The sequence below is a fragment of the Phyllobacterium sp. RCAM01083 genome, from assembly GCF_055685835.1.
This window is the reverse complement of the sequence record NZ_JBVFZN010000003.1, coordinates 1-24,670: the sequence shown is the minus strand read 5'-3', so window position 1 is coordinate 24,670 and position 24,670 is coordinate 1. Positions and strand designations below refer to the sequence as shown.

Below are 24,670 nucleotides of genomic sequence, written 5' to 3'. Positions count from 1 at the left end.
CTCACCGTCTCCGCTGTCGCCATGCCGCCTGCGCGAGCAGACTGCGCAATTGCGGCGCCGTTTCCTGGGCGGATGAAACCGGCAGCATCGGCAGTCCGAGTTCGACTTGCCAGGCGAGAAGGTTGCGTCCGCGTTGACGTGCGAATTCGCCGATCGCGCTTCGCATCTGGGGCCGCTGGAATGCCAGTTCGGCTTGCGTGGAGCCCCCGCTGACGACGATCCCGCCGCTGGTCGGGAGTTGAAGCAGAAAAGGATCGTAGACCAGGATTGCCAGGACATCGTTGTGCGTCGCGAGCCGCAGCAGCATGTCCTTGGTCGCGTCGGTATGGCCGTCGAAATCACTGACGATGACAATCAGATGATCGTGATCCGCCACGCTGGCGACCGCCTGGAGAGCGGCATTGAGCTGTCCACTGGACCGTCTTGCCGGCGTATCCGCCGTCAGTTCCTGATTCATCGCGGATATTCCGGTCGACAGGGCGAAAATGGCTTCGCGGCTGCGGTGAGGCCGCAGTTCATCAATTCTCTCGTCGTTGAAGACAAAACCGCCGACACGGTCTCCGGAACCGAATATGCGCCATGCGCAAAGCGCCGCGGCTTCCGCCGCAGTCACGGATTTCATCGAGCGGCGGCTGCCGAAGAACATGTTCGTCCTCTGATCAACGACAATAAGCGCCGGGCGCTCCTTTTCCTCGCCATAAATCCGCACGAACGGCTTTCCCGTCCGGGCCGTAACCCGCCAGTCGATGGTGCGGATATCATCGCCCGCGTGATATTCACGCAATTCTTCAAAGGTCAGACCGCGGCCACGCATTTTTGAGTTGTGTCGTCCGACCAAAGACTGCTGCACCGTGGTCTTCTGCAGAAATGTCAGGTTGCGGGCCACCATCTCCAGCTTGGCGAGATCGTCAACGGTGACATAAACGCCGCTTGCGGTTTTCTGCACGTGGGCGGGACGCGTGACCATGGCATTCAAGCCACAGCCACGAGTTCGACGATCCGGTCGATCACTGCATCAGGTGATATACGTGCGGCGTGCGCGTCGTAGGAAAGGATGAGCCGATGCCGGAATACATCGTGAACGACGGCTTTGACATCGTCGGGCGTGACATAGTCGCGCCCCTTGAGCCAGGCGTATGAGCGCGAAACCTTGTCCAGTCCGATCACCCCGCGCGGGCTCACGCCAACCTGCAGCCACTTGGCCAGATCCTTGTCCAGCTTCAGCGGATAGCGCGTGGCAAAGACAAGGGCCACCATATAATCCTCGACGGCCTTGGCCACGGTTACATTGCCAATCGCCTTGCGGGCATCGAATATTGCGGAGGCACTGATTTTCCGGGCGGATTTGGCTGATTTCGCCTGTGCATTCTCCTCGCTTCGCACCAGTCGCATGATCGCTGCTTCGGACGCCTCATCCGGATATCCGACTTCGATATGCATGAGAAAGCGGTCAAGCTGGGCTTCCGGAAGAGGATAGGTGCCTTCCTGTTCGATCGGATTTTGCGTCGCCATCACCATGAAAAGGTCGGGAAGGGGATAGCTCTTGCCTCCCACCGTCACCTGGCGTTCTTCCATTCCCTCGAGCAGGGCCGACTGGACCTTGGCGGGTGCGCGGTTGATTTCATCGGCGAGGATAAGGTTGGCGAAGATGGGTCCCTGCTGAAATTTGAACTGACCCTTGCCGCCTTCGCTGAAATAGATTTCCGATCCTGTTATGTCAGCCGGCAGCAGATCTGGCGTGAACTGCACACGCGACAGTGAAGCATCAAGATTCTTCGCCAGGCTTTTGATTGCTCTTGTTTTTGCTAGTCCCGGCAGGCCTTCGACGAGGAGATGTCCGTTGGCCAGGAGGCCAAGCAACAGGCGTTCAACCATCGCCTGCTGGCCAATGATGGACTCGCCAATGTGTTTGCCAAGGAGTGTAATGTCGTCACGTGCGGTCATTCCGTCGCTCCGCCGAAAAACCATGAGTAATATGCATTCCCGGCGACGCTTCCGCGCAACTGCGCGGCATTGCGCTGCCATCCCGCGCGGTCGCCGTTATAGGCGCTCAGGCCCGTCCTGTAGAATGTGTGGAGTTTGCCGCGCTCCTCCTGCATCGCCTTGGTGAAATCGGCGCTTGCGCCATCGATGACGGGCTCCTTTGCGAGGTCCATGAGTTTGGGAAGCGTGACCGCGAACGAGTCGGGGCGCACCCAGGAGCCATACTCGATGCGTGGGTAGTCGTCGGTAACCGCCACCGCATCGCCGGCGTACGTCTCAAGTGCCGCCCGGTCGGTTACCCACGTCGCCATCAGTCCGGCAAGGGAATTCACGCCCACTTCGGCGAGGGCCTGTTTGACATCGGGCTGGTCGAACCGGGCCTGCATGCGCGGGAGGTCGAAACGCAGCGGTTCCTGCGAACCGACGAGCATCATTTCATGAAGTTCGGTGGTCCACAGCCCGACATGCGGAAACACGTCGAGGAAACTGCGCACCAGGGACCGGGTGTCCTCGTCATTCTGGGTGGGAAGGGGCAGCCATTGCGCCACCAGCCCGCCGCTTCGCAGCCTGGAAGACGCGAGGCGATAAAAGTCTGTCGAGTAGAGATTTGCCACGCCCGCTGCCGACGGGGGCGGGGGTTCGAGCGTTATCAGGTCGTACCTGTCGGCGCTTGCAAGCAGTTCACGCCTTCCGTCGCGCAGACGGATATCCAGTCGTGGATCGGATGCGGCATGATTGTTTCCGGCGAACAGGTTTGTCGCCCGCGTGACGGCTGGCAGAAGTTCGGCTGCGACCCTCCGTTCGAGGCCGTGATAGGTCAGCACGGCACCCGCCGTGATGCCGGTGCCCAACCCGATGACAAGTGCCGATTGCGGCTGCTGCTGCATGCTGATCAAAGGTATCAGCGCCTGAAGCCGCATGTAGCGCAGTGACGGCAGTGAATCCCCGGTATTGGAAACGCCCTGAATGTAAAGTCTCCTGAATTTCTTGTCGCCTCCCTGCTCGAGGACAGCCACCGCCGCACCGAGGCCTTCTTCGTAAAACACCAGCTTGCCGCCACGCGATTGGGCCAGGAGATCCGCAAAGCGTGTCGAAGGGAGCAGAAAGGTGAGGGCGACGGCGATGGCGCAGAACGCCAGTGCTGCGGCGCGATGCCAGGCAACGGCAGCGATATTCCGGTAGACGGCGATGATACCAATTGCTGTCGCAATGACAGCGAGAAGCCCGAGCGAACCGATGAAGCCAAAGCTGGGGATCAGAAAAAATCCTGTCAGCGCAGTTCCGACTATGCTTCCCAGGGTGTTCCAGGCACTGACAAGTCCGACGCTGCGGCCTGTGCGGCCATCCCGTGCCGCAATTTTCAATACGACCGGAAATGCCGCACCAAGGAGGACGGTGGCGGGCAGCACGGTCGTGAATGCAGCTATCGTGAATCTGGCGGACATTCCGGCGAGCTCGCTACCGGTGAGGTTCAGGACCCAGTATTCCGCCAGCGATTGTGCCGTAACGATCCAGTTTCCCAACAGTGCTGTCGAGATCAGGGCGGCAAGCCCGGCTCCGGAAAGGAGAAGACCCAGCGTGCTCCAAAGGTTTTTCAAACGATCGATTTTGCCTGCCATCACAGCAGAACCGAGGGAAAGCCCGAACAGATACGTCGCCAATACGATGGCGAAGGCAAAGCTTCGGGTGCTCATGAATTGAACAATGGACTGGGTCCAGACAACCTCATAGCCGAGAGCTACCGCGCCTGCGACAGTATAAAGCGCGAGTGCGAGACGCACGTCGCCGGTGTGGGGCTGGGAATTCTGGACGGTCTGCACCGCGGGAGGCGCGCGTCGGGGAATGGCCCACGATCCCGCGGCAGCGGCAATGCTGCAAGCGGCGGCGACGTAGGCTGCACCTGAAATACCCAATGAGGGGATCAATATGAACGCGGCGGCGAGCGTGCCCGCAATCGCACCGGCGGTGTTGGCGGCGTAGAGGCGACCGCCCGCCGAACCGATATTGTTGCTGATCGATGTCACCGAGCGCATCAGAGCCGGCAGCGTGCCGCCCATGAGGACGGCGGGAGTTCCGATAAGAATGAAGACGGTCGACCAGGCGATAACCGGCGAGAACGTCTCGAGCTTCACGAACGGCAGCGCATAATGTGAAAGTAATATTGTTAAACCAATGCCGCAGAATGCCACTGCCGCTTCGAGCCCGGCATAGAGGGCAAGCGGGTTTGCGAACCTGTCAGCCTGCCTGCCGAATACAATGCCGCCAAGCGCCAGGCCTCCCATGAAAGCGGCCACTCCCGCCGTCACGGCGTAGACATCCACGCCGACCACAAGCGACAACTGCCTGATCCATACGACCTGGAATACCAGAGACGAAAATCCGGAGAGAAACAGCAGCAATATGGCGATAGACAGCGATGCGCCGACGGCAGCTTGGCTCTTAGCCATGTCGCTTGCATTGTCGCGAAAGTGCCTATTCGGCTGCAGGTCCGCATTGGCGGTCATCAGGAGGCCTCCTTGCATAGTGAGAGGAAGAGGCCGCCAGAGGCGGCCTCTCCAGGATTATTTGGCTTTCTTTTGTTCCGCAGCTTTCTCGAGGATCGCGTCGATCTTTTGGTGGACAGACTTTTCCACCTGGTCGACCGAGAAGCTCGCCGGCTTCTGGCTTGGCGGATACTCGATGAAGGTCTCGAGGAATACCGAGGCTTTCATCGTGCCCATAGCCGTCAGGTAAGCGTTCTTGGCGAGCCAATCATTGTACTGATCGGACACGATATCAGCGCGCTCGAACGGATCCATTCGCAGGTTGAAGACTTTGGGCAGACGCAGGCAACTAAACTGGTCCTGCCATACCTGAAAACCACCTGGTGTCTTTTGTTCGCAGAACACGATCTTCCAGTCATCGAACCGCATGGCCACAAGGTTGGCGTCATCGTCGAAGTAATAGAACTCCTTGCGAGCGCTCTTGGGCTGTTCGCCGGTAAGATATGGAAGCTGGTTGTAGCCATCGAGGTGGACCTTGGCGGTTTTGCTACCGAGAGTCGTGCCCTTGAGAAGGCGTTCCTTGATGTCCTTGTCGCCCGCCGCGGCCAGCAGCGTCGGGAACCAGTCCAGCCCCGAAACCATTTCGTTGCTCACCGTTTCCGGCTTGATCTTGCCGGGCCAGCGGATGAAGGCGGGCACGCGGAATGCGCCTTCCCAGTTGGTGTCCTTTTCGCTGCGGAACGGCGTCGTTGCCGCATCCGGCCAGGAGAACTGGTTCGGACCGTTGTCGGTGGTATAGACGACGATCGTGTTGTCGGCGATTTTCAGTTCGTCCAGCAGGTTCAGCAGTTTGCCGACGTCGCCATCGTGTTCGACCATGCCGTCGGCATATTCATTGCCGACCATTCCGCTCTGGCCCTGGTATTCCGGACGCACGTGGGTGTACAGGTGCATGCGTGTGGTGTTCATCCAGGTGAAGAACGGTTTGCCTGCTTTGGTTTGCTTCTTGATGAAATCCATGGCGGCGCCGGTGGTCTCATCATCGATGGTTTCCATGCGCTTGGTGGTCAGAGCGCCCGTGTCCTCAATCTTGCCGTCCGCTGTGGCTTTGAGAACGCCGCGCGGGGAGAAATTCTTGACGTAGGGATCGTTCGGGTCTTTCGGCCAGTAAGGCCTCTGAGGCTCTTCCTCTGCATTGAGGTGGTAGAGATTCCCGAAGAATTCGTCGAAGCCATGGTTTGTCGGCAGAAATTCATCCTTGTCACCAAGATGGTTTTTGCCGAACTGACCTGTGGCGTAACCAAGCGGCTTGAGTGCCTCCGCAATCGTAACATCGCGCGCCTGAAGTCCTACGGTCGCGCCAGGCGCGCCGACCTTCGACATGCCTGTCCGCAGCACCGTTTGGCCCGTGATGAACGAGGAACGTCCGGCGGTGCAGCTATTCTCCGCATAGTAATCAGTGAACTTCATGCCTTCCTTGGCCAGGCGGTCGATGTTCGGCGTCCTGTAGCCCATCAAGCCGTCAGTGTAGGCACTGATATTGGACTGGCCGATGTCATCGCCGAATATGACAAGAATATTGGGTTTGGCCGCCTCTTGCGCATAGGCCGGCTGGGTTCCCTGCCATTGCGAGAACGAGATGGCGGTAAAAGCCGCCGCGGTTGCCAAAAGCACTGTCTTGGCTCTGATTCCTCGCGGTATGCAGGCGCTCCACAGGGACGCGCGCTTGTGCTTGGGGTCAGCTGTCATGATGATTCAACCTCCTGTTGCAGATTGTAGGTGTGGCTCACTTCGTGGTCTCCCGGTAGGGTTGGTGGACCGGCCGCAAAGCGCGGGTGGAAGCATCGTTTCGTACCCTTGAAGTTGCCGGAAGTACGTTACTGTTACGAATGAGGTTCAGAGCGCGACCAACCGTGGCTTGCCGCTGTGAAGCGGCTGACACGTATGAAGTGACGGGAGGAATTTATTTCCCGAGCGCAAACTGAAAATTGACCCCGGCGAACACCTGCCACTCGGGATTGCCGGCGCCATGGTCGAACACCGTATACTGAGGCTCGACGAACGCATTCATCGTGACCTTGTCGTTGACTTGGAACACTTTGCCGACGCCGAGCCCGACAGGGATCGAGTAGTTTCCGCTTTCCAGATCAAAGTTCCAGGTGGCCGTGGAGCGGAGATAGAAGCCATCTTTCAGATTGAAATTGACGATCGGCTGGAATGTCGCAAGGGAAACATCCTCGCGGCTCTCCGGGCCGGCAAACGAGGTTTGATAGGTGGCCAGTCCGGCGATCAATCCCCAGGTCTGGGGAGCGACAACCACACCTGCGGCACCGACCTGCCATTTGCCCGATCCAAGCACGTCATCGGTTGCCGTCGGCAGCACGACGAGAGGGCCTAAACCGAACGACACCTTTTTTCCGGGAACCAGAAAAAGGTCCATCAGGGTGAGATCGCCGAGCCCTGTGCTGTATCCCGCCGGAAATTCCGGCGCTGTCGCGACAGGCAGCGTGAACCGGAGCAGTTGCGGCGCACCGAACATGTCTGATGGTATCAGGCCGCGCAGCAGGAATTGATTGGCATACCGGTTGCCCGGCAACCCGGAAAGCTCGGGCACGTAGTAGTCATGCAAATTGATGGTTATCTTGGGCGTGAGCGGGTTGTTGGCAGCATTCACATCCTCATGCTGTTGGGCAAAAGAACAGGTAGCCGAGAGAATGCTGGCCGCAACGGCTGTCATAAGGGTGATAAATTTCATGAATGGCTCCCTGCGTTTGATCGCGGAAGGATATTCATGACGTTGACCGGATGTGAGTACGTAACTGTTACATTCATCCAATGTGTATTGTCCGGATAAGTAACCGTAACGTACTGCCATATTATTTTTGCCGATACATCATGTATCAGGCTGGCTGCTCGCTGGAGCATGCCTGACCGATACGGGGCGGGTCAGACGAAAGTGATTCAGATGGCGTCGGCACAGCGAGGACTTTGGAAGTTGATGCTGAAGCTGCCTGCGCTGCGGGGGCAGCTGCAAATGGAGAGCGCGAAAAACAAGGCACTCATGGGACTGTGCGACGCGTTTGACGATGCGACGACTGCCCTTGACCAACTGAACCGTGATCCAAGGTCAAATGCAGAGCTGATCAAGGAGTATGAAACCATTTGCTCCGAAATCGAGAGTGAAGTCATTGATTTATGTATCAATCTGAAAAGCCGGTCCATTTAGCGGAAAGTATGCTGTTCAGGGGCGCGGACGCTTACGCCGCAGCTTCGTGGATGGGGTAGGGGTTCCTGCCGGCTCCGTGATGTACGGCATGGAAAACCGGAAAGGATTGGGGGTATCGAAGATCATCGCGGGCACCATGCCGCGCAGCCACAGCGCATTGCCATCGACGCTGACCGGTCCACTGGTCGGCGGGTAATAATAATTGTGAAAATTGAGCGTTATGGCAAGATTCAGAGGATTGTTGGATTTGTTCAGCTCGTCGTTGGAAGCCTGTTGGGCCGTTGCTGCCGTACATTGCATCGCTGCGAGCAGAGTGAGATTCAGTACAGCGGCTGATTTCATGAGGCTGGCCTTCAGTTGGCGGATCGTCAGCACAACCTAGTACAGCAGGCATGAGCCTCCGAAGTAGGTTACGGTTACACATTCAACTGAACCGTCACGCTCAGGATTTGGGCGTAACCGTAACGTACTTTTCACCGAGGGCGGACGGATGGCATCCTGAACCATGAAACGGGGACTCTCTCAGGATTCAGGTGCAAGGCTGATAATGATGCGTATTCGACATTCTTTGTCAGCAGCGGTTCTGCTAGTGTCCGGATTTGTCATGGCCCAGGTCAGTGCCTATGCCGATGACGCTGACGAACTGGCGAAAAAGGTGTCAAATCCCGCTTCGTTTATGATCAGTGTTCCGGTTCACAGTGACAGTGATTTTGCGAACAGCAGTGCCGGTCACGGCTTCTATCAGACCTTGGACATCGAGCCCGTGATCCCGTTTTCGCTCAATGCGGACTGGAATCTCATCTCGCACACGGACATACCATTTGCCTATTCCGACCCGGCAGGACCTGACGCTGGCCGTTTCGGGCTGGGGGACATAAGCCAGAACCTGTCGTTCACGCCGTCATCGCACGGAGCGTTTATCTGGGCATTCGGACCGCAATTGTCGTTCCCGACTGCGACAAACGCCATGTTCGGCTCCGGCAAGTTTTCAGCGGGGCCGTCCGGACTGCTGCTGCTTCAAACCGAGAATGTGACGACCGGAGCGTCCTTCGATCACATGTGGTCGCTCTTCGGGTCATCTGGAAGACCTGATGTCAACCAGTCGGAAGTCCAGCCTTTCATCGCATGGCATATCGGAAAGGGCCGGACGATATCCGCCAGCCTGGACGCGTCCTATGACTGGACCGGCGGGAATTGGAGCCTCCCGGCCTCCGTATCCTTTTCCAAGATTGTCAAGATCGGCGAGCAGACGGTGAGCCTTTCGATCGGCGGGAAATATTGGATTGAAGGACCGGATCAGTCACCGGAGTGGGGCATAAAATCAGGAATTACCTTCCTGTTCCCCAGCGGCCGGACGAAGCCATAGCCTCAAGATCCGCCTGTGTTGCGGGATGCAGCTTGGACATAACCGGATCGACGCTGTTCGCAGATCGAAGTGGGAGGGAGATCGCTTCGCACCCGATGCAATCTCTCACCTACGCTTGCTGTTACGGTTACGTACTTTCGCACATCGCGTGATTTTGCTTCGTTCAGCTTGGAATATCTGAAGCTGCTGGTGATCGTTGGAAGCCATGTCGCCGCCATCATCGCTACGGCCAGCCGATGAACCGGAGCACCGGATCAACCTATGGACTGCAAGCGAAACTGAGTGGATAGGATCGAGACATGTCAAACAGATTTATCGTTTTGGGTGGGGCGGCCGTCATCGCCCTTCTTGCACTGAGCGCCGCCGGGCGTGCCGAGACCATCAGCTATGGCGATGCCGTCACGACACTTGCCAATGACTGCGGTCCGGATATCAAAAAGTTCTGTGCCGGCCTGAACCTTGGCAACGGAGCGATTGCAAACTGTCTTGCGAAGAACGCTGCGAAGATTTCACCGAAATGCACGTCATCGTTCAACGCGGTGGCTGGTTCCATCGGGCAGCGCCGGGAAGCCCAGACCGCCTACTTCAACGTCTGCAAAGGCGACATCGCCCGGCATTGCCGCGGTATCAAGGGCGACGGCTACCAGCTGTCCTGCCTGATCAAGACACAGAAGATCGTCAGCGGCGAATGCAATCAGGCAATCACCAACGCCGGATGGCGGTGAACCATGCGCCCCACAGGAGAAAAGACAATGTTCGCTCGTCGACTTGGCATCATCATCGCAGCCGGTATCATGTTCCAGCCCATCGGCGCCTCTGCGCAGGAAGTGACCCAGCAGCGGATCACCGCCAGCCTTGGCAAGGTCACGAAAGCCGCTCCAATCATCGATGTCGAACTGCTTCGGCAGGAGGCGCTTGGCAACCCCGGACAGAACCTGCAAACGCTGCCGAACTGGAACAAGGTCAGCAAACTTCCGCAGATGCTCGTCGAGCTCAATTTCGATAACAACTCCGTTGCGATCGAGCCGCGCTCCTACCGGACAATCGGACTGCTCGCGGACGCGCTCCACCATCCCAACCTGTTGAAGTACAAGTTCCTTATCGTCGGGCATACGAGTTCGACCGGTGACGCCAAGCATAATCTTCAGCTCAGCCAGGAGCGAGCGGACGCCATCAAGGACGCCCTTGCAACGACGTTTGCAATCGAGCCCGGACGGCTGTTTGCGGTGGGTGTCGGACAGGAATATCCGATCGAAGGGTCCAATCCGACAGCGGCAGACAACCGCCGGGTGCAGCTTTTCAACCTCGGGACTTTTACCGCCGTGAAGAAATAGCAGATGCGCGCTGCGGATGATTGCGATCATTCGCAGCGCGTTCGGCAAATGGCCGGCGTCATGACCTTGGTTCCCGACGAGAGCTGGAAGCCGGTTGATGCATGAAGATAATCCATGTCGCTCCGGAGGTGGGAAGACAGTACGGATTCCTGCCGATTCACAATTGGGAGTATTGTCGCTGCGACAGTATTCTTGAATTTGTATTGGTTTGTATTTATTGGAGGATGTCGCAGTTTCACCAGTAAGGGTTGTCATCTGAATTATGTATAGACTGCATAATAAATTTTGTGCTGATCAACACCGCCGCTTTATAATGTAATATTTTCATATACGGATAGATCTACTTTATAGATCCAGCAAGGGACATCGAATCACGAAAGCTCCCATGATTTTGTTCGGATATGACAATTGAGGATATTACGCAGACATGGCGACCGCTGGGGCATTAAACTGATACCCGATCTGCTTCGACGTTGCGGCTTGATAGCGCCACGCGGAAACGCACTCTCGAACGGCAATCACGCCGATGCGTCGGGATTGCCGCTGTCGTCTTACGGCTTTTTTATGCTGCTAAGCGTTTTTGTCATCGTCATGGTTTTCGTCGTCGGCGCTTTTGAAAGCCGGGGAAGAATGATCTCCCAGGCGGAAATCGAGTTACGGCAGAAAACAGCTTTGCTTGAGGCCTATGTCGGCAAGATTCTGGAAGCCAATGACATGGTGCTGAACGACCTTGCAGCTGAAGTCGGTACGATCCCCTGGGCTGAAATTGCCGCTTCAGAGCGGGTTTCAGAACATTTGGCAACCCAGAAGCAGTATTTGAAACACTCGGGCGTTATTGCGTTGGTTAACGCGGAGGGTTTGCTTGTATCCTACAGCGAAGGCTTTCCGGCAAAGTCCCTGAATGTATCCGACAGGGATTACTTTCGTTTCCATCGCGACGATACATCGGACGCAACGTTCATGGGCGAGCCGTTGATTGGGCGTGTGTATGGAAAGCCGTCTTTGACCATGAGCAAAGCGCTGCGCCGTCCCGACGGCAAGTTCGATGGCTTGATATTAATCACAATGCCCATCGATTATTTCTCAAGATTGTTCAATGGCGCTGCCTCCCAAACGGATGCCACCCAATTGCTGCGTGTGAACGGCGACGTCGTGGTGAATGTTCCGTTCTGGGAGGGGAGTGCAGCCGCGCCGGCATGGTTTGCGGCGGCAATTGCCAGGAACCCGGAGTCGGGCGAAGTTCATCGTGTTACGTCATCGGAAGGAATCGACCGCATCGTCGCTTATCGAAAAGTTCTCGACTTCCCGTTTTATGTGACATACGGAATCGATGAGAATGCCCTGATGGACGGCTGGCGGCAATCGGTTCGCATCTACAGCCTGGTATTGGGGACGGCATTGGCTGCCTTTATAACGACGGCATGGTTCGCGCGCAGTCGTTCAATCGCCTTGCTGCGCTCAAACCAGTCGCTCCGGGAGGTTGGCGAAAAGCTTCTCGTTTCGCAGGATGAAGAGCGGCGTTCCATTGCAAGAGACCTGCACGATTCGACAGGTCAGCATCTGATAGGCGCGGCCATGGAACTGGAGAATCTTCGATCCACTCTGCCAGAGCTTAACGCGGAATCGTCGTCGGCATTGTCCCGCACGGCCCAGTTGATTACGCTCAGCAACAATGAATTGAGGACGCTTTCCTATCTGCTGCATCCTCCCATGCTGGATGAATCCGGGCTGCCGAATGCTTTGGAACTCCTCATCGCAGGATTTGAGGAACGAAGTGGCATGGATATCGAACTGCGGGTCGATCCCGTTCTTGGCGTAAAACGGCCGCCAGCCGGTGTCGAACTTGCGCTTTTTCGAATTGTGCAGGAAGCCCTGACCAACATCTACCGGCATTCCAAGGCGACAAAAGCTGTCATCAGGCTTGTCCGGAACAGCACGACGACAGATTCGCGTCTTTCCTTGACGGTGAGAGACAATGGTGTCGGCATCGAGCGACGCAAGCGCGTCAGCATAGGTGTTGGCCTGTCCGGCATGGAGGCGCGTCTTCGTCCGTTAAACGGCACTCTCGATATCTCGACAAGCAAACAGGGCACGACGATCTCGGTACAGGTACCTGGCTAGAGCGAGATCGCCGTTTGCTGTACCGGGTCTATTTCTTCAGTTTTTTCGCGTAGTCCGCGTAAATCTGATCAGCCATTTGGCGGAGTGATCGTCCAATATTGGCGTACTCATATTCATTGAGATTGGCGAGCGATACACGCCCCGCGGGTTGACGCGTGCCGAAACCGCTGCCCGGAAGAAGGACAATGCCGGTATCGTTGGCAATGCGGAACAGGAGCTCGGTGGGCGCGACATTCTTTTTGACCCAATCCGCAAAGGCATCGCCATATAGTCTTCTGGTAATGTCTTCGAGATCGAGCAACGTGTAATAATCGACCGCATTCTCGTCCGGCTGGGGCGACAGGCCGAGTTCACGATAAAGCGCGGCCTCGCGGCGGCGGATGAGTTTCTTCAGCTCCGCCTTGTAGCCATCACTCTCGTCCATGAGCGCGAAGAGCGAGAACAGGACCATCTGGATCTGCTGGGGTGTCGACAAGCCGGCGGTGTGGTTCAGCGCCACGGTGCGGCTGTCGGCGACCAGCCGGTCGAGGAAATTGAGCTTCGACACGTCAGGCACCAGTGTCGAATACCGTTCTTCCAGTTCCTTGCGGTCCGATTTTGGCAGATCCTTCAATTTTGCATCAAAGATATTTCCCTGCTGTGCCGCAATGACGCCAAGACGCCAGCCGGTTGCACCGAAATATTTGGAGAAAGAATAAACCAGCAGTGTGTTGGCCGGGCAGGTGGCAAAGAGAGATTTAAAATCATCGGCAAAGGTGCCGTAGACATCATCCGTAAGGATCATCAGGTCGGGGCGCTTTTCCGCGACGATCTTTGTGATCCGTTCCAGGCTCCGGGTGTCGAGCTTGACCGATGGGGGATTGCTTGGATTGATGCAGAAGAAGATCTTGATGTCCTTGTCGAGAAGCTTGTCCAGTTCTTCATCGGGATACTGCCATCCCGCAGCGGGATCGGCATTGATGTGAACCTGCTTCAGCCGATAATCGTTCAGTTCAGGTATTTCGATGTAGGGGGTGAAGGCAGGCATGCCGATAGCGACTTTATCGCCGGCCGCAATGAGCTTGTTCTGTTTCAGCGAGTTGAAGATGTACGTCATCGCAGCCGTTCCACCCTCGGTTGCGAACAGATCGATATCGCTTGAGGTCAGGAAGCCGCCGATCATTTCCTTGACGATATAGTGCTTGACGATCTCTTCGCTCATTCGAAGCATGCGCGGCGGTACCGGATAGTTGCTGCCGAGAATCCCCTCGACAGCCTCGTGCAGGAAGTCGGAGGCTGAAAGGCCAAGCTGGTCACGTACATAGCTGAGGGCGCGTCCCAGGAAAACCACGCCGGGCTGCGCGCGATGTTCGGAAATGAACCGCTCGAAACGGGCTTCGATCCCTTCAATCTTCGGCAAACCACCAACGCCGTTCTGCATATAGGAAAAGGACAATTCCGCTTCGGCAACCGCAAACAAGCCGAGGCGGAAAAAGGCGCGCCGCGGCAAAGTTGCAAGAAAGTTGGGGTTGCCGCGTCCGGCATTGAGGATCAACCGGTTTTCCCGCGCTGAGGCAACTTTGATAAGGGCATCCTTCAGTTCGAAGGGGCTGAGCTTGGCGTATTGGCTGTAATCGGTGCGGGGCATGATTGTCTCCTCAAGCAAATGCGACGACCAGAGGGCCGAGCAGGGTCAGGAACACGTTGGCAAGGGCGTAGGTTATGGCGAAGGGTGCCGTGGGAATGGAATTCCCGGCCTTGTCGAGAATTTCCCCGAAGGCCGGGTTGGCGCTGCGCGAGCCGGAAAGGGCACCGGCGAAAATAGCCGTGTTGTCATATTTCAGGACATAGCGGCCAAACAGCATGGTGATGATCAACGGCAGGATCGTCACAACGACGCCGATGAGAAAAATGGAAAGGCCGCTCGTCGCGATCGTTTGCACCGCCTGCAGGCCGGATTGAAGTCCCACGACCGCAACAAAACCTGCCAGCCCGAGATCGCGCAGAAGCGTCGATGCGCCGGTCGGCATATTGCCGATCGCGAGGTTTCGGCTGCGATACCAGCCGAAGAGAAGACCGGACAGCAAAGCACCGCCGCCGCTGCCAAGCGTCAACGGTATGGAGCCGATACGAAGGACAATCAGGCCGACAAGCAAGCCGGCTACCAGGCCCAATCCATGGAAGACGAAATCCGTCTTATCGCTCGGCAGAATGACCGTGCCGATCGATCTGGCCGCGCGTTGTAAATCCTGATCTGTGCCGTAGAGCGTGACGACATCGCCCGGCTCAATTCTGGTGTCGGGATCAAGCGGCAGGGGTTTGTCGGCGCGTTTGATGCCCGTCACGTAAATGCCGTGACGCAGATCCGCAGTCGCGGCTTTCTTGATCTCGGCCACAGTCTTGCCGATGAATGCCGGGCTGTTGATTGTCACGTCGCGTGTGACGACAACGATATCCATGCCCTCGGACGACTGCAATTCGGTTCCGATGGCTTCGGCCGCATTGACGACGCCGGCACGTCTGCCAACAACAAGGATGATATCGTCGGCCAGAAGCGTCAGATTGGGTTGCACGCCGATCAGTGCGCCGGCGCGCTTGATCCGTTCGATGGTAAACGCCGCGTCGCTCGCGCCGGCATTCTCAACCTCGACAACTGTCTGCCCTGCTGCCTTGCCAACACGATAGATGCGGCCAACGAGATCGGGTGCAGCCGGGTGTTCTCCCGGGCCATACATCTGTGCGCCTGCCAGCAGCGCGGCCTGAGCTTTGATCGCGTCGTCTCTGATGCTGCGGCCCATGAGTTTTGGAAGAATATTGACGCAGACGATGATGGCGCCGAAAGAACCGAAGATGTAGGTGACCGCATATCCGACGGCCACGTTGCCTTGCAGTCTCTGCACCTCGTCCGCTGCCAGACCAAGCTTGCCGATGGCGGCGCTTGCCGTGCCGATAATAGCGGATTGCGTGAGTGCTCCGGATGCGATGCCCGCTGCCAGCCCCTTATCGAGACCAAACATCCGGGCAAGCACCACAACGGTAACAAGACCACTGACGGCGAGAACGACAGCCATGGCAATTTCGCGCAAGGATTGGCGGCCTAACGAGCGAAAGAATTGCGGGCCGCTTTCAAAGCCGACCGCATAGATGAACAGTGCGAAGAGAACCGACTTGACCCCGTTGTCAACCGAGACTCCAACCTGGCTGATCAAAACCGCGACGAGCAGAGATCCTGCAACGCCGCCCAACTGGAACTTGCCGAACTGGATCTTACCAATCGCGTAGCCGCCGGCGAGCGACAGGAAAAGCGCGATTTCAGGTGATTGGCGAAAAACTTCATGAATCCAGTTCATCAATTCCCTCCAGTAGATGCCGCGGGTTGCTGACGTTTTCCGTGCCGAAATAGATCATCGATCTTCGAAGCTGTAAATCCTGCCCCAATCGGTCTTCATATCGACCAGCAGCCAGTTGCGGGTGCCGGCTTCTGTCAAAGCCTTGTCGAGTTTGCCGAAGTGGGAGTCGCGATCATAGGCGTATTCCCTGTCTGCGTCGGTGTGGTGCACGATCATCCCGAAGCGTGGGCCGTCGCCTGCCGTTGCCCAGCGCAGCATTTCGTAGTCGCCGTCGGAATTCCCCGCGACGAAGATCGGGCGGTGACCGATGAACTTGTTGATGCCGACGGGTTTGCCTGCGCCATCGTCGATGAAGTCGATTTTCGGTTCACGCGTGAGGACGGGCGTGTCGCCCTCCAGAAGGTATTTCGTTTCGATGCTGCTGCCGATCACCTGTTCCGGCGGAATTCCGTACATCTTCTGCGTCATCGGGCGCATGAATTCGACACCGCCGCCGGAGACGATGTAGGTTTTGAAACCATTGTCCCGCAGATAGTCGAGAAGTTCGCGCATCGGCAGGAACGTGATTTCATTGTAAGGGCGCTTGAACTTTGGATGCCTTGCCGTGGCGAACCAATCGGTAACGATCTTGGAGAATTCGTCCGTTGTCATCCCCGCATGCGTTGCCATTCCCAGTTCGACAATGCCTTTTTCGCCCGCGCTGGCCAGGCCTGCAAGATTGCCCTCCAGGATGGATTTGAATGGTTCCTTCTCCTTCCATTCCGGATGTTCCGGCGCGAGAACCTTGACGCGATCGATCATGAAACCGAGCTGGAAATAGAATGGCTGCTCGGACCATAGGGTTCCGTCATTATCGAAAACGGCAATGCGATCCGCAACAGGAACGAAACCCGATCCCTCCGTTGTCACCTTTTGAACGAATGCGACGATTGCAGCTTTCGCACGGCCTTCGCGCCACGAAGGCAGCGCACCCTGGCTGAGCGCCAGTGTCGGGACAGCGGTAATCAGAATGGCTGCGAACAGCCCGACGAGCCTGGCAAGTCTGGTCACGGAATGCTCCATTCTAGGCAATTAAGGGCGTTTGACGCACCGGAAGCCAACATGGCTGGTGGAGGTGTCTTCCGGCTCGGCGTGTCTGGCTGCCGGACGGTAACGCCTGCAATAATTCGGAGCACAAAGGTGCGAACCACCCTTGAGGACCCTTCGCGGTATCCGGATTGCAGGCTGCCGCGGATCATAGCTGGTTTCAATTGCACCACCGCGGGGATTAACAGGGATGCAGCACGCCTTGGCTGCAGGTTCGGGATGGCGCGTCGACCAGAAATCGCTTGTCCATTCCCAAACATTGCCGATCATGTCGTAGACACCATAGCCGTTCGGCGGGAAGCTCGTGACGGGGGAGGTCCGGTCGTTGCCTTTGGAGCGAAGGTTGTGGTGGGGAAAAATACCTTGCCAGGTGTTCGCCATCAGCCGGCCGTCAGGTGCAAGTTCGTCGCCCCAGGCAAATTCAGCGTCGTCAAGCCCGCCGCGCGCGGCAAGTTCCCATTCAGCCTCAGTCGGCAGATCCTTGCCGGCCCAGTCAGCGTAGGCCTTGGCATCGCACCAGGCAACGTGGACGACCGGATGATCGAGTTTCCGTTTCAAATCGCTTTTGCGCCCGTATGGATGTCGCCAGTCGGCGCCGAACTTGAAGGTCCACCATTGGTTTATGTCCGAGCTGGTGACCGGTTCGCTGGGCGGGTCGAACATGAGCGACCCAGCCTTGAGCATGTGCGGCAACGCCCCGGGATAGTCCTTCGGGTCTGGCGCCTTTTCAGCAAGCGTAACGTAGGAGGTCGCTGCAACGAACTCCCCGAACTGCCTGTTGGTGACAGGCGTGGCGTCGATCCAGAAGCTGTCGACCCGGACCGGGTGGCTAGGAGCTTCTTCGGCATAGTGCTTGTCGGAACCCATGGTGAAGGTCTTGCCAGCTATCCAGACAAGACCGTCCTCGGATATCGACGGCCCGCTTGCATCTTCCCATTGAACTGCCACGGTCATCCTGTCTCGCCTCCACATGCATCGAGTGCAGCATCAAGAAGAAGAACGGCTGACTGAAGTACGTTACAGTAACAAATCCCGATCCGGGCGTTTGCGAACACAAAAATCGCGGATATGCGCCTATCAATGCGATGGAGGCTGTCGACGATTACGCCGTTCGGAAGACGAGGTCTGACACGCGGCGGTGTATCGAAGCGATGCCGGAACGGCAAAAGGCAAGCGGGACACCGCGGCTTTGTAACCGTTACGTACTTAGCTGATTGCGCCAGGACATTGAAGATGGCTTCAAGCCTTTGCCAAGAGCAGGCCGGAAATTGACGCCGGCGAAACACGACCAAGGTGTTGACCACCACGCATTGCCACTCCTCATCGCATTGGACCACAAAGCCCCCGGAAAACAACGGGCTGCTTCGAAGTCTCATCCGGATACGATAATTGGAGGGTCATCAAAGGGAGCGAAATCAGACAAAGCCATGTCGGAGGTATCAGAACGGCGGGGACTGTGGAAACTGATGCTCAAGCTGCCCGCGTTGCGCGGCGAGCTCCAGGTTCTCAGTGCTCGAAACGCCACATTGCTGAGTTTATGCGAGGCATACAACGACGCGAGCTCGATGCTGGATCTGTTGCGAAGGAATGGATCAAGCGATATCAAATTGATTGCGGAGTACCAAGATCTTTGCAGGGAGCTTGAAGAAGAAGTTATCAAGATGTGCATCGCAGTGAATCAGAAATGATGTGATCTGGGTTTTGTTGCTGAAATTGGCGATAAGTAATTATAAATGATTAGGCAGCGTATGCTGTAATTAAGAATTATATTGCTTGGTGTGAATATTAAGGGAATTCACTGTTTGAACCAAGGGTTTCCCCCTATACCGCAAGTGTAAAATACACTCTAACTGTACTTTGTGGTCGTTCATGGGGGATGAGTGCAATGAACGTTGACGAGATGGTCGACGCGCGGAAACTCACAGGCGTAACCGATGAAGATGCCAAAGTGGAGCTGGAACGGCTTCTTTCGGATGCACAGTTTCATTCCACGGAGCGCAACAGGAACTTTCTAAAATACGTTGCCGACGCGGTTTTCGAAGGCAACTCAGCCTCGGTGAAGGCCTATACCATCGCCGTTGATGTTTTCGGCCGTCCGTCCAGTTTCGATCCCTCCACCGATCCCATCGTCAGAATAGAAGCCACGCGCCTTCGTGCATCGCTGGTTCAGTATTACGAGGCGCGCACGGATGTTGGAAGCGTGCACATTGAATTGCCGCGGGGTCGGTACATCCCCGTTTTCTCAAGAATAGCGGAACTGGAGAGCGGCGTCAGTCCGGCAGAGGATGCCGCATTCAAAGACGATGCACCCCACGCCGTGAAATCCGCGAACATCGTTTCCCTGCGAAATCTCCTGCTGTTCGGTTTGCCGATCGCTGCGGGATGCCTTGGCCTTTGGGCTTTCCTGGCGCGGGGGGCTATCTATTCCGATAAGCCGAATGTTGCGATCGAGATGAAACTTGCCGGTGATCCCTCCGATGGCGAGGCCGTTTTCATTCGCGACTACCTGATGATTGCCCTGTCGCAGTTTCATACGCTCAAATTGTCCGCGCCTGACCAGCCGCAGGCCATGGGCCGCGACGTTTCGAAGCCGACGGCAGATGTGACCTTCCTTACGTCGGACCGGCGAATGAGCCGCTACCATGTGAAGCTGAAATATCATTCCACCGCGAGCGAACGCACGGTCTGGTGGCAGGTTGTCAATCCGGCCACCGGCGAGGCTTTGCGATCCGGGGTGGAGAAGATTCTCGTCGGCAATAAAACCAATGAAGATTTGCGTCGCGAACTTGTGACCAATCTGGCCAATCGCTTTGCCGGTGCGCGGGGCGTGATCAACAGCGCGGAACTGACGCGGGAACTGGCAGCCCCGACCATCGGGAACGGGTGTATACTTCGCGCCGCTGTCGCCATCGAGCGGCACAGTGGCAATGAAATGTGGGAAGCCAGGACCTGCCTTGAAGCCACGCTCAATGTCGCCCCGAACGATGCCGATGTGAATGCCCAATTGGCGGTTCTTCTGCTGGAGTCGACCGCGCCTGACATTGCCAATGATGCGACGGAACGTGCACTTGTTCTTGCAAACAAATCCGTCTCGCTTGCGCCGATGTCGGATCTGAGCAACTACGCGCACATGCTGGCACAATTCCGCAATGGCCAGACGGAAGCGGCCTTCGTCTCCGGTTATCGGGCAATGGCGCTTAATCCGCAGAATAGCGCCATCCCGGCCCGATTGGGTGCAATGCTCTTTGCCGCGGGACGGTGGGCTGAGGGTTCTGGACTGGCGATCAAGGCGGGCCTGATCGACGAGGTTCCGCACAGCGACGCCGGTCTGACTCTGGCCCTTGACGCCTATCGGCGCGGTGAATTTGCGGAAGCGCTTTTGCGCGTGCAGCAAATGGGCCGTTCGGACGATTATGTCGCCAATATTCTTGAGTTGGCAGCCGCAGCGCAAGTTGGTGATACGGAAACGGTTGGCGAGGTTGTCACCCGGCTCAAATCGCGCAACCGGCAATTCTGGACGGCTTTTCGCGCCGAAATGGCCGCCCGCCAGTACGCGCCTGTCCTTGTAGACACCCTTGGTGCCGGCCTGATGAAGGCCGGGCTTGCGCTGCCGCAGTGGCCTCAAGGGGGAGCACTGGACGCAACGTCTCCTCTCGTTAGCTCGACAAATTAACAGTTGCGTACTTGCCCTTGCGGCTTGCGCGACCGCTCATGCATTCATGAACGATCGGCGATTATCACGATGGCGTGCTGGCAAATCTCTCGTTCAATCACTGGGGGCGGACGTCTATGCCACTAGAAATATGGCGCGCTGGAATCACTTCCACGCTTCGATCTTCGAGATTTTATCGTCTGCGGTCATTGTCAATTTATACTGGGCAAACCTTGTCTTGTCGTCACATGTTACCAGCACAATCGTGGGGCCTGCTGCCGACAGGACGTGATCGATTCTTGCGTCGCTGACCTGGTTGCACCAGAATCCTGCCGCGCGTATTGCGCGCGCTGTCTGGCGCTCAAGTATGCGCACCTGCAATGACTGTGCGGCAGCAACGTCTGTCAGAGCGACGAGAAGACAAAGGCCCTGGGCTATACGTTTCATCCGTTACCTCGCATAAGTTACTGATAAGAAGATGCTTTGAGCACTCCGGCAATGCAACAATGTAACTGTAACAACTTTGACGTGGCCTCTGATTTATCCCAACAATCCAGACGGAATTGGTTCGCGCGTTCCGCCGGGCCAATGTTTGATCCCGATGACCTAGAACGACCTGTGCGTCCGCAACTTTCCACGTATTACCTTGGGGGCGTGCCGTTCTGAGCCGATGGGCATCAAGCCAGGGAATGTGGCGCAGTTGGGGGCGACAATGGTCGGTTCAGGTGTATATCCGTTTTTGCAAATGGCGAAGGCAGTTGCGGCAACTGTCCGGGGCGCACGGCCGGAGCGGTCGTGATGCACATCATTGCAATTCAAAGGACTGCCATCCATCTCTGTCTGATCGTCGGATTGATGGTCGCCGCATGGTTTGCCTCCGGGTCGAACAGTGCCGCACAGCCCGCGGCGGCGGCAATGCCACCTGAAAAGGTCCAGCAACTGATCAAATTGCTCGACGATCCGGAAATCCGTGCATGGCTTGCCACCAAACCGAAGACAGTGCCTGCGCCTGCCATCGATGGCGCTCCAAGCGGTTTTACGCTTTGGACCAATGGTATACGTGAACATCTTCGTGCGGTGATTCATGCCGTTCCGGCTCTCCCCGGCGATCTGCTGAACGCAGGCAGAATCCTGGCAGCCAAGGTCAGCGAATACGGATTCTGGTCCGCAGCGTTTTTGCTTCTGATACCCATTTTCTGCGGGATAGGCCTGGAGGTTCTTTTCAGGAAATGGGTAAAAAATACCGCGGGATTGATCGCAAACCAGCCGCCGGATGACAAGGTGATCTTTCACGAAGACTTGGCACAGGCGGCCTTCGTAAAAATTGCCCCGATTGCTGTTTTCAGCATTACGAGCTTCGGCGTTTTTCTGATCCTGGCATTGCCGCCTCTGTTCAATGCTCTCGTCATCCCGCTTTTGCTGGCGCTGATCGGATGCCGGATGATCATTTGCCTGAGCGAACTCCTGCTTGCGCCCGGCAAAGGCGAAGCCCACATCCGGCTTCTTCCGATGGAGGATATCTCCGCCCGGTTCTGGAGCCGTCGCACCAGCGCCTTTACAATCATATTGTTCGCCGGATGGGCTGCAGCCGGTGTTCTGACGGCGCTATCGATACCGGCCGACGCAAAGAGCCTGATCGTCTATTGCATTGGTATCGGATTGCTGGCCGTGGCGGTGGAAGCCGTTTGGCACCGCCCCGGGCCTCGCCGCGACGCCAGGGATGTGGGCACGGGAGGCTGGCTGCTCGTCGCTTCCTTCTGCATTTTGTGGCTCTTCTGGATTGCAGGCATGAACATTCTGTTGTGGCTCGGCATCTACGCGATAGTCCTGCCCGGCATATTGAGAGCGACAAGTGCAATCGTTAAAACCGTGTTTGACCAGTACCGTGCGGATGAGAGCAAACCGGTTTTCGAAGTTCTGGTCGATCGCGGTGCGCGAGCCCTCATCATAACACTTGCCGTAATTTGGCTCGCCATGGTTGTGCGCCTGCATCCGACAGTTCTGACCGAAGATGCCGCGGCCAGCAAAGCGATCCGCGGCGTCCTCAGCGGTGTTATTATTCTCCTTGTTGCGGACATGCTGTGGCACGTCGCCAAAAGCTCCATAAACCATCGGCTTGAGAAGGCCCGGCGAGCGAGCGGCGATGCCGCGGAACTGGCGCGCAGCGGCAGACTGCTGACCCTGTTGCCGATCCTGCGCAATTTCCTCGCGGTACTCATCGCGGTTATTGCCATCATGATGGTGCTCTCGGGGCTCGGCGTCGAGGTCGGCCCGCTGATTGCCGGCGCAGGAATTTTTGGTGTTGCAATAGGTTTTGGCTCCCAAACGCTCGTCAAGGATGTCATCAGCGGCGTGTTCTACATGATGGACGATGCGTTTCGCGTCGGCGAATATATCCAGAGCGGGAGCTATAAGGGCACCGTAGAGTCCTTCAGCATCCGTTCGGTCAAGCTGCGCCATCACCGTGGCCCGATCTTCACGGTTCCCTTCGGCATGCTCGGTGCGGTCCAGAATATGAGCCGCGACTGGGTCATCGACAAGTTCCTGATTTCAGTCAGCTACAACACCGACATTGCGCAGGTCAAAAAGGTGGTCAAGACCGTGGGCGCAACGCTCCTGGAAGATCCGGAATTTGGTCCGCAGATCATCGAGACAGTGAAGATGAAGGGCGTCGAGGCATTCGGCGACTACGGCATTAACCTGAGCTTCGCCATGATGACCAAACCCGGGCACCAATCAACCATCAGGCGACGGGCCTACGCCATGATACGCGATGCATTTACGGCGACCGGCATCGAATTTGCCTCGCCGACCGTGCAGGTTGCGGGTGACGATCATTCAGGCAGTGTCGCCGCAGCGGCCACGAACGATGCGATCCACCGCAAGAAGGCAGCGGATGCCGCGAAAGCCGGGGAAAGTTGAACCAAGGTCAATGACTTCTGATAAGGGCGGGGTAGCAATGGCATTCAGCAACGCATTGAACCGGCTTGTGCTGGGTCTCATCGGGATCGCTTGTTTGTCCATGGCCGCGCCGGCCCTGGCCGACTCAAAGTTCCTCTCAAGCCACATTCTTGATCTGGACGGGATGAAGCAGAGGCGGCTCATTCGAATTCTTGTCCCTTATAGCAAGACGATTTATTTCATTGATCAGGGCAAACAGTATGGCACTGCAGTCGAGTTCGGCACTGCGCTTGAGACGGCGCTCAATGCCGGAGCCAAGAGAGAGCTCGATCGCGTGCGCATCGCGTTCATCCCGGTTGGCCGCAACGAACTGATTCATGCGTTGAATGACGGACTGGGTGACGTGGTGATGGCAAACCTCACAATAACGCCTGCCCGGCTCGAGCAGGTCGATTTCACCGTTCCCGTTTACGACAAAGCAAGCGAAATTCTGGTGACGGGGCCTTCTGCCGAAAGGGTAGTCGATCTCGATGATCTTTCGGGCAGACAGGTCGCCGTGCGGGAGACAAGCAGCTATTTCGAACATCTTTCAAAACTGAATGCCGATTTGAAATCGCGGGGAAAGACCGAGATAAGCATTCGGATTACGGACGAAAATCTCGAGGATGAAGATCTTCTTGAAATGGTGAATGCGGATCTTCTGGCCTACACCGTCGTCGACAAATACAAGGCCGCAATCTGGTCGTCTATTTTCAAGGATGTTGTCGTTCGTCCGGATATCGAAATTTCCGGTAACGGCCAGATCGCCTGGGCGATCCGCAAGAACAGTCCATTGTTGAAGAAAGAGCTCGACCGTTTCGTGGCGACGCATCGCGTTGGAACAACCTTTGGCAATATTCTGAAAAATACGTATTTCAAGAGCGATAAAATTCTTCAGCGCGCTTACTCAAGCGACGATGTCGAAAAATTCAAGCAACTGGTCACACTCTTCCGCAAGCACGGAACGACCTATTCCTTCGATTACCTGATGCTGATGGCGCAGGGCTATCAGGAATCCAAGCTCGACCAATCGAAACGCAGTCCACGCGGCGCAGTCGGTATCATGCAACTGCTCCCAGCCACCGCGAGGGATAAGGTCGTTGCCATTGCTGGCATTGATAAGGACGAAGACCGCAACATCGAAGCCGGC

20 protein-coding genes are annotated in these 24,670 nt (G+C 56.8%); 9 read left to right on the top strand and 11 right to left on the bottom strand.

The features are described 5' to 3' along the window. Window position 1 precedes the first annotated feature (1 nt). The 5 genes from ACZ25R_RS01705 to ACZ25R_RS01685 all read right to left on the bottom strand — a co-directional run bounded on the left by ACZ25R_RS01705 (window position 2) and on the right by ACZ25R_RS01685 (window position 7,203). Entirely contained in the window at window positions 2-967 is a 966-nt protein-coding gene (locus tag ACZ25R_RS01705) for a DUF58 domain-containing protein (RefSeq protein WP_472459821.1), read from the bottom strand. Window positions 968-972: 5 nt separating this feature from the next. Next, entirely contained in the window at window positions 973-1,944 is a 972-nt protein-coding gene (locus ACZ25R_RS01700) for an AAA family ATPase (protein ID WP_472459820.1), read from the bottom strand. Further along, window positions 1,941-4,487, bottom strand: coding sequence for a spermidine synthase (locus ACZ25R_RS01695; RefSeq protein ID WP_472459819.1), 2,547 nt, complete (start codon window positions 4,485-4,487; stop codon window positions 1,941-1,943). Before ACZ25R_RS01695 ends, ACZ25R_RS01700 begins: the two co-directional genes overlap by 4 nt. 57 nt (window positions 4,488-4,544) lie before the next feature. Further along, on the bottom strand, window positions 4,545-6,215 hold the full coding sequence (locus ACZ25R_RS01690) for an arylsulfatase (protein ID WP_472459818.1): 1,671 nt from the start codon (window positions 6,213-6,215) through the stop codon (window positions 4,545-4,547). Window positions 6,216-6,429: 214 nt separating this feature from the next. Beyond that, window positions 6,430-7,203 (bottom strand): hypothetical protein, encoded by a 774-nt coding sequence (locus ACZ25R_RS01685; protein ID WP_464664865.1) that lies wholly within the window; start codon window positions 7,201-7,203, stop codon window positions 6,430-6,432. A gap of 228 nt (window positions 7,204-7,431) precedes the next feature. Between ACZ25R_RS01685 and ACZ25R_RS01680 the strand changes: the two genes are divergently transcribed. After that, on the top strand, window positions 7,432-7,692 hold the full coding sequence (locus ACZ25R_RS01680; protein ID WP_464664664.1) for a hypothetical protein: 261 nt from the start codon (window positions 7,432-7,434) through the stop codon (window positions 7,690-7,692). 15 nt (window positions 7,693-7,707) lie between these two features. On the opposite strand, the gene ACZ25R_RS01675 is transcribed toward ACZ25R_RS01680, so the two are convergent. Next, on the bottom strand, window positions 7,708-8,034 hold the full coding sequence (locus tag ACZ25R_RS01675; RefSeq protein ID WP_472459817.1) for a hypothetical protein: 327 nt from the start codon (window positions 8,032-8,034) through the stop codon (window positions 7,708-7,710). Between the two features lie 262 nt (window positions 8,035-8,296). Here ACZ25R_RS01675 and ACZ25R_RS01670 point away from each other — a divergent pair, with 262 nt between their 5' ends. The 4 genes from ACZ25R_RS01670 to ACZ25R_RS01655 all read left to right on the top strand — a co-directional run bounded on the left by ACZ25R_RS01670 (window position 8,297) and on the right by ACZ25R_RS01655 (window position 12,513). After that, the gene (locus ACZ25R_RS01670) at window positions 8,297-9,058 is read left to right on the top strand and encodes a transporter (protein WP_472459816.1); all 762 of its coding nucleotides are present in this window, start codon (window positions 8,297-8,299) and stop codon (window positions 9,056-9,058) included. Window positions 9,059-9,357: 299 nt separating this feature from the next. Then, the gene (locus tag ACZ25R_RS01665; RefSeq protein WP_472459815.1) at window positions 9,358-9,783 is read left to right on the top strand and encodes a cysteine rich repeat-containing protein; all 426 of its coding nucleotides are present in this window, start codon (window positions 9,358-9,360) and stop codon (window positions 9,781-9,783) included. Between the two features lie 27 nt (window positions 9,784-9,810). Next, window positions 9,811-10,392, top strand: a complete 582-nt coding sequence (locus tag ACZ25R_RS01660) for an OmpA family protein (protein WP_472459814.1) — start codon at window positions 9,811-9,813, stop codon at window positions 10,390-10,392. A gap of 408 nt (window positions 10,393-10,800) precedes the next feature. Beyond that, window positions 10,801-12,513 (top strand): cache domain-containing sensor histidine kinase, encoded by a 1,713-nt coding sequence (locus ACZ25R_RS01655; RefSeq protein ID WP_472459813.1) that lies wholly within the window; start codon window positions 10,801-10,803, stop codon window positions 12,511-12,513. A gap of 28 nt (window positions 12,514-12,541) precedes the next feature. On the opposite strand, the gene ACZ25R_RS01650 is transcribed toward ACZ25R_RS01655, so the two are convergent. Genes ACZ25R_RS01650 through ACZ25R_RS01635 form a run of 4 tightly spaced genes read right to left on the bottom strand, consistent with a single transcriptional unit; the run spans window position 12,542 to window position 17,882 of the window. Further along, on the bottom strand, window positions 12,542-14,140 hold the full coding sequence (locus ACZ25R_RS01650; protein ID WP_472459812.1) for a bifunctional aspartate transaminase/aspartate 4-decarboxylase: 1,599 nt from the start codon (window positions 14,138-14,140) through the stop codon (window positions 12,542-12,544). Window positions 14,141-14,150: 10 nt separating this feature from the next. Then, window positions 14,151-15,842 (bottom strand): aspartate-alanine antiporter, encoded by a 1,692-nt coding sequence (aspT, locus tag ACZ25R_RS01645; protein ID WP_472459811.1) that lies wholly within the window; start codon window positions 15,840-15,842, stop codon window positions 14,151-14,153. A 54-nt stretch (window positions 15,843-15,896) separates the two neighbouring features. After that, window positions 15,897-16,904 carry an HAD family hydrolase gene (locus tag ACZ25R_RS01640; protein ID WP_472459810.1) on the bottom strand — a complete coding sequence of 336 codons (1,008 nt, stop codon included), beginning with the start codon at window positions 16,902-16,904 and terminating at the stop codon, window positions 15,897-15,899. Window positions 16,905-16,913: 9 nt separating this feature from the next. Next, window positions 16,914-17,882: a formylglycine-generating enzyme family protein gene (locus ACZ25R_RS01635; RefSeq protein WP_472459809.1), complete on the bottom strand. Its 969-nt coding sequence runs from the start codon at window positions 17,880-17,882 to the stop codon at window positions 16,914-16,916. 260 nt (window positions 17,883-18,142) lie between these two features. Here ACZ25R_RS01635 and ACZ25R_RS01630 point away from each other — a divergent pair, with 260 nt between their 5' ends. Further along, window positions 18,143-18,616 carry a hypothetical protein gene (locus tag ACZ25R_RS01630; protein WP_472459808.1) on the top strand — a complete coding sequence of 158 codons (474 nt, stop codon included), beginning with the start codon at window positions 18,143-18,145 and terminating at the stop codon, window positions 18,614-18,616. 197 nt (window positions 18,617-18,813) lie between these two features. Next, window positions 18,814-20,601, top strand: coding sequence for a hypothetical protein (locus tag ACZ25R_RS01625; protein WP_472459807.1), 1,788 nt, complete (start codon window positions 18,814-18,816; stop codon window positions 20,599-20,601). 144 nt (window positions 20,602-20,745) lie between these two features. Here ACZ25R_RS01625 and ACZ25R_RS01620 read toward each other — a convergent pair whose 3' ends face one another. Further along, a complete protein-coding gene (locus ACZ25R_RS01620) occupies window positions 20,746-21,027 on the bottom strand; it encodes a hypothetical protein (protein WP_464664679.1) in 282 nt (93 codons plus the stop codon). 351 nt (window positions 21,028-21,378) lie between these two features. Between ACZ25R_RS01620 and ACZ25R_RS01615 the strand changes: the two genes are divergently transcribed. Together ACZ25R_RS01615 and ACZ25R_RS01610 are read left to right on the top strand one after the other, a co-directional pair. Further along, a complete protein-coding gene (locus tag ACZ25R_RS01615; protein ID WP_472459806.1) occupies window positions 21,379-23,502 on the top strand; it encodes a mechanosensitive ion channel family protein in 2,124 nt (707 codons plus the stop codon). Next, a partial coding sequence (locus tag ACZ25R_RS01610) for an MltF family protein (RefSeq protein WP_472459805.1) occupies window positions 23,477-24,670 on the top strand: 1,194 nt, incomplete at its 3' end. The genes ACZ25R_RS01615 and ACZ25R_RS01610, both read left to right, overlap by 26 nt.

Bases quoted from the DNA above. Each gene is read 5' to 3' on its own strand.
- ACZ25R_RS01680 (WP_464664664.1), top strand. From the start codon at position 7,432: ATGGCGTCGGCACAGCGAGGACTTTGGAAGTTGATGCTGAAGCTGCCT.
- ACZ25R_RS01695 (WP_472459819.1), bottom strand. From the start codon at position 4,487: ATGACCGCCAATGCGGACCTGCAGCCGAATAGGCACTTTCGCGACAAT.
- ACZ25R_RS01625 (WP_472459807.1), top strand. From the start codon at position 18,814: ATGAACGTTGACGAGATGGTCGACGCGCGGAAACTCACAGGCGTAACC.
- ACZ25R_RS01650 (WP_472459812.1), bottom strand. From the start codon at position 14,140: ATGCCCCGCACCGATTACAGCCAATACGCCAAGCTCAGCCCCTTCGAA.
- ACZ25R_RS01685 (WP_464664865.1), bottom strand. From the start codon at position 7,203: ATGACAGCCGTTGCGGCCAGCATTCTCTCGGCTACCTGTTCTTTTGCC.
- ACZ25R_RS01615 (WP_472459806.1), top strand. From the start codon at position 21,379: ATGCACATCATTGCAATTCAAAGGACTGCCATCCATCTCTGTCTGATC.
- ACZ25R_RS01660 (WP_472459814.1), top strand. From the start codon at position 9,811: ATGTTCGCTCGTCGACTTGGCATCATCATCGCAGCCGGTATCATGTTC.
- ACZ25R_RS01635 (WP_472459809.1), bottom strand. From the start codon at position 17,882: ATGACCGTGGCAGTTCAATGGGAAGATGCAAGCGGGCCGTCGATATCC.
- ACZ25R_RS01700 (WP_472459820.1), bottom strand. From the start codon at position 1,944: ATGACCGCACGTGACGACATTACACTCCTTGGCAAACACATTGGCGAG.
- ACZ25R_RS01640 (WP_472459810.1), bottom strand. From the start codon at position 16,904: ATGGAGCATTCCGTGACCAGACTTGCCAGGCTCGTCGGGCTGTTCGCA.
- ACZ25R_RS01675 (WP_472459817.1), bottom strand. From the start codon at position 8,034: ATGAAATCAGCCGCTGTACTGAATCTCACTCTGCTCGCAGCGATGCAA.
- ACZ25R_RS01705 (WP_472459821.1), bottom strand. From the start codon at position 967: ATGGTCACGCGTCCCGCCCACGTGCAGAAAACCGCAAGCGGCGTTTAT.
- ACZ25R_RS01670 (WP_472459816.1), top strand. From the start codon at position 8,297: ATGGCCCAGGTCAGTGCCTATGCCGATGACGCTGACGAACTGGCGAAA.
- ACZ25R_RS01620 (WP_464664679.1), bottom strand. From the start codon at position 21,027: ATGAAACGTATAGCCCAGGGCCTTTGTCTTCTCGTCGCTCTGACAGAC.
- ACZ25R_RS01665 (WP_472459815.1), top strand. From the start codon at position 9,358: ATGTCAAACAGATTTATCGTTTTGGGTGGGGCGGCCGTCATCGCCCTT.
- aspT (WP_472459811.1), bottom strand. From the start codon at position 15,842: ATGAACTGGATTCATGAAGTTTTTCGCCAATCACCTGAAATCGCGCTT.
- ACZ25R_RS01690 (WP_472459818.1), bottom strand. From the start codon at position 6,215: ATGACAGCTGACCCCAAGCACAAGCGCGCGTCCCTGTGGAGCGCCTGC.